Origin of the sequence: Pseudorhodobacter sp. (assembly GCF_030452865.1) — a bacterium.
GTDB lineage: Bacteria > Pseudomonadota > Alphaproteobacteria > Rhodobacterales > Rhodobacteraceae > Pseudorhodobacter.
Window position 1 is genome coordinate 1 of sequence record NZ_JAKDLJ010000096.1, and the last position, 10,205, is coordinate 10,205.

Here is a 10,205-nt window from a genome sequence, read left to right on the forward strand (position 1 = left end):
CCCGGCCCATGTTCACCGCAGGCCATATCGCCATCAGTCGGGCCGACAAAACGGATAGAATCGCCGCGCAACTGCTTGATATTGCGCTGTGTTGCCGGATGGAGCCACATCCGCACATTCATCGCAGGTGCCAGCAGAACCGGCGTATCGGTCGCCAGCAACAGCGTCGAGGCCAGATCATCGGCACGACCCTGCGCCATTTTCGCCATCAGATCGGCAGTCGCTGGGGCCACCACGATCAGATCGGCAGAGCGTGACAGTTGGATATGCCCCATCTCTGCCTCTGAGGTGAGGTCGAACAAATCCTGATGCAGCCTCGCCCCGGCAAGGGCGGACACCGACAGCGGCGTCACGAATTCCGCCCCCGCGCGGGTCAGAACCGGCGTCACCGACGCACCGCGTTCACGCAGACGGCGGATCAGTTCCAGCGATTTATAGGCAGCGATGCCACCGCCGATGATAAGAAGAATACGCTTGCCTGACAGCATGATGGCTCCGTTCCTAGCGCGCTTGTCACCGTCTAACCGGTTTTCAAGCAGAAATGAATTGTCATCTGCACAGCCCCTGAAACCCTTCAATCCGTATCGCCGCACTCGCCCGATAAAGGCTCGTTCTTGTGCTCACTGCTTGGACTTGGCAAAAGCGGCGCAGGAATCATCGCGCTTCATCGGCGCGGTGACAAGCCAGCGGTCGAACGGCGCATCCGCGCCGGGGTTCGATTCCAACTGACCGATGCTGAGAACCGAAACCTTCGGCGCGGCCATTGCCAAGGCCGCGGGAATACCCCGAGCACGGTCGGCATGGCCGCTGCCGGTGATCACGACAACCACGCCGCCGGTATCATCCAACGCCTGCAACGCCGTGCGGGCAAAGCTTGCATCGCGCAGGCGTTGGGCATTGACCATTCCGTGCAACATTTCCACCGGCAGCGCATCGCAATGGGCGGCCATCTGATCGGCTTCGCGCGCGGATTGCTCTGCGGCAGGCAAGGCGTCCGTCAGGCCGAAACGCGCGGCATCCGCGCCGAAAATCGCAGCGGCACCCTCGGTCATGGAGCCGCGCACCTCCGCGCGCGGCAAAGCGGCGCCATAAATCCGCGCTGTGCCTGAGGCCGCAAAAATCGGTGCATAAAGTGCGAAATCCGGCCAGCCTGAGTCCTGCCATGACAGCGCTTTGGCCATCGCCGCCGCATCGCGCCGATCAACGCCATCCGCTGCCTTCACCTGCGCAGGGCTCAGCATTTCGAAAACAATCGCTTTGGGGGCAAGTTCCGCGACCAATCGCGCCTGTGTCTGGTGATGGATCGGATTGTCATGCACCTCGCCAATGACAACGATCTGGGCGGCGGGCAGATTATCCAAACCCTCGCGCGCAAACGCAACGGCGGAACCTGCAATGAGCAGGCACATGGCGACAATCGGAGAAGCGCAGGGCATCATGCCAGAAACTGTTGCACTTCTCCGCTGTGGGTTTCAAGACTGCGGCGCATTTTGCCGAAAGCAGCGACTTCCAACTGGCGCACCCGTTCCTTCGACAGGCCCAATTCCGCCCCCAGGCTTTCAAGGGTGCGGCCATCGTCGCGCAATTTGCGTTCCACCACGATGAAGCGCTCACGCGGGTTCAGGTCGCACATCGCAGTCACCAACCAACCGCGCAATTGCGCGCGATCATGGCTTTCGGCCACCTGTTCGGCAGCCTGAACGCTACTGTCTTCCAGCACGTCAATCCATTCGCGGCCCTCGTCCCCGGTCGATTGCGTCACATTCAAAGAATGATCGCTGCCCGCGAGCCGACCCTCCATCATTTCGACATCGCCGAGGGAAACACCAAGGGTGGTGGCAATCAGCGCGCGCAATTGCTGCCCGTCGAGCGTCTCTCCGCGCTGATTCGCCTCCCGCTCCAACTGGGCGCGCACGCGGCGAAGGTTGAAGAACAGCGATTTTTGAGCCGAGGTGGTGCCGGTCCGAACCATCGACCAATTGCGCATGACATATTCCTGCATGCTCGCCCTGATCCACCAGACCGCATAGGTCGAGAATCGCAAACCGCGATCCGGATCAAAGCGGTCAGCCGCCTTCATCAGGCCAAGGCTCGCCTCCTGGATCAGGTCATTCATCGGCGCGCCGTAGCGGCGGAACTTTGATGCCATCGAAATCGCCAACCGCATATAGGCGGTGATCAACCGGTGCAGGGCTTTTTCATCGCGGTGGTCGCGCCAAGCATAGGCCAGTTGCAATTCGGTTTCCGCATCCAGCAGTTCCGCCTTCATCGCCCGGCGTGACATGGTTTGATCGCGATAGCCCAACTGTGCCATTTTGCCCCCGAATACAGGTTTGCGTTCATCGCCACCTTGTCTACGCAACAGCGAAGATACCGGATCAAAACGCATGACAGCCGCGTTGGTTCCCCGCCTTTACGGTGTCAGAGGTGGTGCGCGCTCCGGCAAACTCATCAATGGCCTTGGGGGGGGGCGGTTGCGAAAGACAATTTCTGGTTGAACGAGTCCTTGCCGGCCAGCGTCGACGCGCCGGGGCAATCCATCAGATACCGTGAGGGCCGCTGCCACAAATCCGCATTTCCTATTGGGCGTTTCAGCGGGTAACATCTCTGGAAACCTCCGGGGCGAATCCCAAATGACCTACGATCTTGCCATCGGCGACCGCGCCTATTCGAGTTGGAGCCTGCGCGGCTGGCTGTTGTTTGACGCGTTCGGACTGCCCGTCAGAACCCAGAGCGCGCGGCTTTACTCCGATGAATTTGCCACAGTCTTGCAAGGATTCGTACCTGCCCGCACCGTTCCCACGATGCGGTTGCCTGATGGTCTGATCGTGTCTGACAGCCTTGCCATCGCGGAAGAACTGGCAAGCCGACATCCGCAGGCGGGGCTTTTGCCTTCTGCCCCGCGTGCGCGGGCCGTGGCGCGGGTTTTGATGGCCGAAATGCACGCGGGATTCACCGCGCTGCGCAGCCATTGCCCGATGAACCTGCGCGTCAGTTACGCAGCGTGTGCGCCTCCTGATCCAGTCCTGGATGACGTTGCACGGTTGCAACAGCTTTGGGCTTGGGCGTGGGCAGAAAGCGGCGCTGATGGTCCTTGGCTGTGCGGCGCCTATTCCGCGGCGGACGTATTTTTCGCGCCGGTGGCTGCGCGAATCGCGGGCTATGGCCTGACCGTCGACGACAACGCGGCCACCTATGTCGCGGCACATTTGGCTCATCCGTCCTTTCGGCGCTGGCGAGCGATGGGCCTCGTTGACGGGCCGGATCAGGATTTCTACACCCGAGACTATCCAACGAGGGTCTGGCCCGGTCCTGCCCCGATACTCGCGATCGCCTGTGATGGTCCGTCGGTCAATGCGACCTGTCCCTATTCCGGCAACAAGGTCAGCCATTTCATGCAGGCAGGCGGCCGGGTCTGGGGCTTTTGCAACGCATTTTGCCGCGACAAAACCGTAGCAGACCCCGAAGCATGGCCAAAATTCATGGCAATTTACACTTCGTAAACCATTGCAGCACTAGACATTAACCAAAGTTAATGGAGAGCGGCAATATGGTGGCACGGGCCTTCACGGTAGCCTTTGAGGGGGTGGAGGCGCGGCTTGTTGAGGTGCAATGCGCGTTGTCCCCCGGCTTGCCATATTTCGGCATCGTCGGCCTGCCTGACAAGGCCGTGTCAGAGGCGCGAGAGCGGGTTCGATCCGCGCTTGGTGCGATGTCCATCGCGTTGCCATCCAAGCGGATCACCGTCAACCTGTCGCCAGCGGATTTGCCGAAGGAGGGTTCCCATTTCGATCTTCCCATCGCCTTGGCGTTGCTGGCAGCGTTGGAGATTATTCCGCGCGATATTGCCGAAAACACCGTGGCGCTCGGCGAGCTTTCGCTGGATGGCCGTCTTGTCCCGGTCATCGGCGCATTGCCCGCCGCGATGGCAGCGGCGGAGGCGGACCGCACGCTACTGTGCCCTCGCGCTTGCGGTGCCGAAGCGGCTTGGGTCGGGGCGACGCAGGTGCTGGGCGCGTCAACCCTGGATGAGGTGGTGCGCCATTACACCGGCCAAGCACCCCTGACGCCCGCCGAAGCCGGGGAGGTCACGCCGGAAACCCAAGGCCGTGATCTGCTGGACGTGAAAGGCCAGGAACGCGCCAAACGTGCGTTGGAGATTGCAGCGGCGGGGCGGCATCATCTGTTGATGGTCGGTTCCCCCGGTTCAGGTAAATCCATGCTGGCCGCGCGTTTACCCGGCATTCTGCCGCCATTGTCGGCGGTGGAGGCGTTGGAAACCTCGATGATCCATTCGCTGGCGGGGTTGCTTTCGGAAGGCGGCATTTCGCGACAACGCCCGTTTTGTGAACCGCATCACACTGCGTCGATGGCGGCGATTGTCGGAGGTGGGCGCGGCGCGAAACCGGGGCAGATCAGCCTTGCCCATAATGGCGTGCTGTTCATGGATGAGTTTCCAGAGTTTCCACGCCCAGTGCTGGAAACCCTGCGTCAACCGATTGAAACCGGCGAAGTCGTGGTCGCCCGCGCCAATGCCCATGTACGCTATCCCTGCCGGTTTTTACTGATCGCGGCGGCAAATCCGTGCAAATGCGGCTACTTGGCGGACCCGGCTCGGGCCTGTGCGCGCGTTCCGGTGTGCGGCGAAGATTACCTTGGCCGCATTTCCGGCCCGCTGATGGATCGGTTTGATCTGCGGGTGGAGGTGCCACCGGTCGCCTTCACCGATCTCGAACTTCCCAGCGGTGGCGACAGCACGGCGACGGTCGCCGCCCGAGTGGCGGCGGCGCGCAACATTCAAAGCAAGCGTTTTACCAGTGCGGAAGGCGTGCGCGTCAATGCCGAAGCAGAAGGCGCGCTGCTGGACCAGATCGCGACCCCGGATGCCGAAGGCAAGGCACTGCTGATCCGCGTTGCGGAACGCTTTGGCCTGTCGGCGCGTGGCTATCATCGCGTGTTGCGCGTCGCCCGCACGATTGCGGACCTGGATCATTCCGCCGATGTCCGTGCCCCGCATGTCGCCGAGGCGGTCAGCTTTCGTCTGGCCGTCGGCCCGAAGGAGAAATGATCAAGCGCGCTTGGCCTCAATCACCTCCCAGATTTTTGCGGCGGTGTTGGTGCCGTCGAACCGCTCCAACTCCTGTATGCCTGTGGGGGAAGTCAGGTTGATTTCGGTAAGCCAATCGCCAATCACGTCGATTCCGACGAAAATCTGGCCGTTGTCGCGCAGGGCGGGTCCGATGGCGGCACAGATCTCGCGGTCGCGATCAGTGAGATCGACCTTTTCTGCGCGCCCGCCGACATGCATGTTCGACCGCGTTTCCCCCGCCAGCGGAACCCGGTTGATCGCCCCCACCGCTTCACCATTCACCAGAATCACCCGCTTGTCGCCTTTGGCAACCGCAGGCAGAAACTTCTGGGCGATCAGCGGCTCACGGTTGATGCCGGAAAACAGTTCATGCAGCGAGGAAAGATTGCGATCATCGGGGCCAAGCCGGAACACCCCCGCCCCGCCATTGCCATATAGCGGCTTGAGGATGATATCGCCATGTTCGGCCTTGAATGCCCGGATCATCCCGAGATCCCGTGCGATCAGCGTCGGCGGCGTCAGGTCCGGGAACTGCAGCACCAGCAGCTTTTCCGGAAAATTGCGCACCCAGAACGGATCATTCACCACCAAAGTCTTCGGATGGATCATGTCCAACAAATGCGTCGTGGTGATATACCCCATGTCAAACGGCGGGTCTTGGCGCAGCCAGACCACATCAAACTCGGCAAGATCGACCTCTCGCCCGGGCGCGTAGGAAACATGGTTGCCCTTTTCACGCCGCAACGTGATCGGATAGCCCTGCGCCACCACACGTCCTTCCCGATAGCCGAGTTTGTCTGGCGTATAGAAGAACAGCGAATGACCCCGCTGCTGCGCCTCATGCGCGATGCGAAACGTGCTGTCTGCATCGATATTTACCGATCCAATCGGATCCATCTGCAACGCGACTTTCAGGCCCATGGTGCATTCCTTTACAAGATGCCCCTCATTGCCGTATCAAAAGCGCGACCACAAGTTTTGTTCACCCGCCGAAGGCGTTTTCCAGCACTTCAATCCGACCACAGGCATCGACCAAGGCCACATCAAAGCGGGCGTCGGTGTTCTGACCCGCAGGTTCGCCTGACAAAAACTCTGATGCCGAGGCGTAAATACGCGCCATCTGACGCGAGGTCAGGCGAATCGCCGCCTCGGCATGGGTTGCCGCCTTCTTTACTTCGACAAACACGACAGAGGCACCTTCGCGCATGATCAGATCAATCTCTCCCGACGAGCCACGCCAACGCGACTCGGCCAAAACGCGTCCGCCGTCGGAATAATGCCGCGCAACAGCTTCTTCCGCCGCAAGTCCGGCCCGGTAGGAAACCAATCCACTCATTCCTCATCCTCCTGATGGGCGAGCAACAGAGCCCGCTGATATATTTCCCGCTTCGGCAGATTCATCGCGACCGAGACAGCCGCTGCCGCGTCTTTCACGGACAAGTCGCGCAACTGTTGGCGCAACATGTCGTCAACGCTTTGCGCGTCCGCCATCTGTTGCACTGCGCGCCCGACCAGCAAAACAATCTCCCCCTTCACTGTCCGGCCGTCAAACGCCGCCGCCAATTCACTCAGGTTCCCGCGCGAAACTTCTTCGAATCGTTTGGTGAGTTCGCGGCAAACCGCAGCGTCCCTTTCTGGCCCCCATTCTGTCAACATTTCTGCTAATGTTCGGTTAATGCGTTTGGGTGATTCATAGAATACCAGTGTCGCAGGCACTGTGCCGAGCTCTTTCAGCACCGGCGCTCGTGCGCCCGCTTGCGTTGGCAGGAAGCCTGCGAACAGGAACCGGTCGCTTGGCAAGCCAGAAACCGTCAGCGCCGCAAGCACGGCAGACGCACCGGGTGCTGCAAGTACGGTGTGATTCCCTGCAATCGCCGCGCGTGCCAACTGAAAGCCGGGGTCAGCGACCAAAGGGGTTCCCGCTTCTGACGCATAGGCGACTGATTTCCCCTCAGCCAGCGCGCGCAGGAGTTTCGGGCGCATCGACTCTCCGTTATGGTCATGGTAGGCAAAGACATGCCGATGGCTCAGGCCAACCCCATGGATTTCCATCAGATGTTTCAGGGTTCGGGTATCTTCGGCGGCAAGCACATCGGCTTTGGCCAGAATATCCAAGCCCCGCAATGTGATATCCCGCGCGGCTCCGATCGGGGTCGACACGAAATACAGACCCGGCGGCAAGGGGCGCGGATCGGGGCGAAAGCCGGTGCCGGTCGCTGGTTCGGTCGTTTCAGGCCAATCATCGCTTGCCATTGCATTGCCCCTTTTTGGACCGCATCGAAAGTTTACTTCATTCCCCGAACCGCATAGGGTCAATCCGTCTGCTGTACCACCGGAATGAGGGATCCGCATGTTGTCGTTTTTCAAATCTGCCCGCAAGTCATTGACGGGCATGGCTGCGATTGTTGCCACCATGGCCTTGGCCGCCTGTCAACCTGTTGCCGTCGGCGGCGGGCCGTCGATTGCCACCTCTGCCCCGGTTCCGGTCGCGTTGCTGGTGCCAAGTGGGTCGGGTTCGCCGGGCGATGATGTGTTGGCGCGGTCGCTTGAAAACGCGGCGAAACTGGCGATTGCCGACCTTGGCAACGTCAGGATTGACCTCCGGGTCTACAGCACCGGCGGCAAACCCGCGGGCGCGCAGGCCGCTGCGATCAAGGCCGCCGATGCGGGCGCCAAGATCATCCTTGGACCGATCTTTGCCCAGAACGCCAATGCGGCGGGGGTGGCACTGGCCGCCCGTGGTATCAACGTGCTGGCGTTTTCAAACAACACCGACATCGCGGGCGGCAATGTCTTCGTGCTTGGGCCAACCTTCCAGAATACGGCCGATCGCCTGGCGCGTTTCGCTGTCGGCCAAGGCAAGCGCAACATCATGGTCGTGAATGACCGTACCCCTGCGGGTGAGATTGGCCGCGTCGCGATTGAACGGGGCGTGGCAAACGCGGGCGGCTCTGTCGTGGCGCGCGTCGGCTATGAATTCTCGCAAAACGGGATCGTCAAAGCCGCGCCGGAGATCGCGGCTCAGGTACGCAGTTCCGGCGCGCAGGCGGTGTTCATGACCGCCGATACGGCGGGTGCCTTGCCGATGCTGACGCAAATGTTGCGCGACAACCGAATTGATCCTTCGGTCGCGCAGTTCATCGGCCTGACACGTTGGGATATTCCTACCGCCACGCTGGCGCTACCCGGCGTTCAGGGGGGCTGGTTCGCCATGCCGGACCCAGCGCTTTACCAGCAGTTTCAGGCGCGCTACCAGGCAGCATATGGCGAGGCTCCGCATCCGATTTCCGGGCTCGCCTATGACGGGATCGCCGCTATCGGGGCGCTGGTCAAACGCGGCAACGCCGGCGCGCTGACGGCGCAGGCGCTGACCCAAGGCTCCGGTTTCGTTGGCGTCAACGGCATCTTCCGCCTGCGCGGCGATGGCACCAATGAGCGTGGCCTGGCTGTGGCGCAGATCCGCAACAATCAGGTTGTCATCATCGACGCCGCCCCCCGCAGCTTTGGCGGTGCCGGGTTCTGACCCGGCCCCTGCCCCTGCTGCGCAACGCGACGGAACCGAACCATGCCCCGCACCAAAGCGGAGAAAGCCTTACCCGCCGCTGCCGTGGCGGGTATTCCTTTTCCAAGCCTGCCGCAGCTCAGCTTCGACGACCTGCTTTTACCGCCTGAGGCGATTCTTGACGAAGCCGCACTGCTGGCACAAATCAAACAGGAGATTGCGACCAATGCCCCGCTTGACGGGCGATCGGGGCGTGCAATCGTGGTGAAACATCTGGCGGAGGCACGGGTCCACGCCAATGACCGGCTGTCGCAAGCCTTCACCCGCAACCCCGCCGAGGCGCGGGGCCTGATACGCGCGCTGGCCTGGCTGACGGATCGCATTGTCTGCATCGCGCTGGATGTCGCGACCACGACCCTGCATCCGCTCGCCAATCCAACGGAAGCCGAACGCATCGCGGTGGTCGCCGTTGGCGGCTATGGCCGCGCCGAAATGGCACCGCATTCCGATGTCGATCTGCTGTTCCTGACCCCGTGGAAAGTCACCCCTTGGGCGGAATCGGCAATCGAATCGGTTCTTTACATGCTTTGGGATCTGAAGCTGAAAGTCGGGCATGCCACCCGCACCGTGAAGGATTGCCTGCGGCTTGCGCGCGAGGACATCACTATTCGCACGGCACTGCTGGAGCGCCGTTTCCTTGCGGGCGATGAAAGCCTTGCGCGGGAATTGCGGGAAAAGCTCTGGTCGGACCTGTTCCTGAAAACCGGGCCGGAGTTCATCGAGGCAAAACTGGCCGAGCGTACCGCACGCCACAAGCGGCAGGGCGGGCAGCGCTATGTGCTGGAGCCGAATATCAAAGAAGGCAAAGGCGGGTTGCGTGATCTGCAAACGCTGTACTGGATCGGGAAATACCTGCACCGCGTCCAGACTGCCTCTGGTCTGGTGCAGGCGGGTTTGCTGGATCAGGAGGAATACAACGTCTTTGCCACTGCGGAGAATTTCCTCTGGGACGTGCGCTGTCATCTGCATTATATCACCGGGCGCGCGATGGATACGCTGACCTTTGACATGCAGGTCGAAGTGGCGGCGCGGCTTGGCTATGCCGACGCCGGCGGGCGGCGGGCGGTTGAACATTTCATGCAGGATTATTTCCGCCACGCCACCCGCGTTGGCGAATTGACCCGCGTGTTCCTGACCCAGCTAGAGGCGCGGCACGCCAAATCCGAACCCGCATTGATCGGCTTTTTCCGCCGCCGCAAGAAGCTGAAATACGGCTTTGCGCTGGAACAGGGTCGCATCGTATTCGGCGCGGGCAATAATTTTTCTGCGGAGCCGCTGAACTTGCTGCGCATCTTCGAGGAGGGGCTGCGCACTGGCTATCTCATTCATCCGAGTGCCATGCGGGTTATCAGCGCCAATCTCCACCTGATCGACGACACCTTGCGCGCCGACCGCGAAACGCAGCGCATCTTTCTCGACCTGCTGTTGAAACACGGCAACCCCGAACGCGCGCTGCGCCGGATGAATGAGTTGGACGTGCTTTCGGCCATCATCCCGGAATTTGAGCCGATCGTCGCGATGATGCAATTCAACGTTTATCATCATTATACGGTG

At 61.3% G+C, this 10,205-nt stretch carries 9 protein-coding genes and 1 pseudogene; 4 read left to right on the forward strand and 6 right to left on the reverse strand.

Going from position 1 to position 10,205, the window contains the following annotated elements; translation table 11 throughout:
• The 3 genes from L0H65_RS07825 to L0H65_RS07835 form a co-directional block, all read right to left on the reverse strand.
• Positions 1-488 (reverse strand): flavoprotein (locus L0H65_RS07825; protein ID WP_301458301.1); only part of this gene is annotated, 488 nt, incomplete at its 3' end.
• A gap of 132 nt (positions 489-620) precedes the next feature.
• Entirely contained in the window at positions 621-1,409 is a 789-nt protein-coding gene (locus tag L0H65_RS07830) for a ChaN family lipoprotein (RefSeq protein WP_301458302.1), read from the reverse strand.
• Between the two features lie 26 nt (positions 1,410-1,435).
• Entirely contained in the window at positions 1,436-2,314 is an 879-nt protein-coding gene (locus tag L0H65_RS07835; RefSeq protein ID WP_301458312.1) for an RNA polymerase factor sigma-32, read from the reverse strand.
• Between the two features lie 319 nt (positions 2,315-2,633).
• Here L0H65_RS07835 and L0H65_RS07840 point away from each other — a divergent pair, with 319 nt between their 5' ends.
• On the forward strand, positions 2,634-3,503 hold the full coding sequence (locus L0H65_RS07840; protein ID WP_301458303.1) for a glutathione S-transferase: 870 nt from the start codon (positions 2,634-2,636) through the stop codon (positions 3,501-3,503).
• Between the two features lie 47 nt (positions 3,504-3,550).
• Positions 3,551-5,068 carry a YifB family Mg chelatase-like AAA ATPase gene (locus tag L0H65_RS07845; RefSeq protein WP_301458305.1) on the forward strand — a complete coding sequence of 506 codons (1,518 nt, stop codon included), beginning with the start codon at positions 3,551-3,553 and terminating at the stop codon, positions 5,066-5,068.
• On the opposite strand, the gene gshB is transcribed toward L0H65_RS07845, so the two are convergent.
• The 3 genes from gshB to rsmI all read right to left on the reverse strand — a co-directional run bounded on the left by gshB (position 5,069) and on the right by rsmI (position 7,342).
• Entirely contained in the window at positions 5,069-6,010 is a 942-nt protein-coding gene (gene gshB, locus L0H65_RS07850; RefSeq protein ID WP_301458306.1) for a glutathione synthase, read from the reverse strand. It lies immediately after the preceding gene.
• Positions 6,011-6,071: 61 nt separating this feature from the next.
• On the reverse strand, positions 6,072-6,425 hold the full coding sequence (locus tag L0H65_RS07855; protein ID WP_301458307.1) for a YraN family protein: 354 nt from the start codon (positions 6,423-6,425) through the stop codon (positions 6,072-6,074).
• Positions 6,422-7,342, reverse strand: coding sequence for a 16S rRNA (cytidine(1402)-2'-O)-methyltransferase (gene rsmI, locus L0H65_RS07860; protein ID WP_301458309.1), 921 nt, complete (start codon positions 7,340-7,342; stop codon positions 6,422-6,424). The genes L0H65_RS07855 and rsmI overlap by 4 nt, the downstream gene beginning before the upstream one ends.
• A gap of 97 nt (positions 7,343-7,439) precedes the next feature.
• Here rsmI and L0H65_RS07865 point away from each other — a divergent pair, with 97 nt between their 5' ends.
• Positions 7,440-8,612 (forward strand): penicillin-binding protein activator, encoded by a 1,173-nt coding sequence (locus L0H65_RS07865; protein WP_301458311.1) that lies wholly within the window; start codon positions 7,440-7,442, stop codon positions 8,610-8,612.
• A 42-nt stretch (positions 8,613-8,654) separates the two neighbouring features.
• Positions 8,655-10,205: pseudogene (locus L0H65_RS07870) on the forward strand ([protein-PII] uridylyltransferase); the annotation flags it as partial.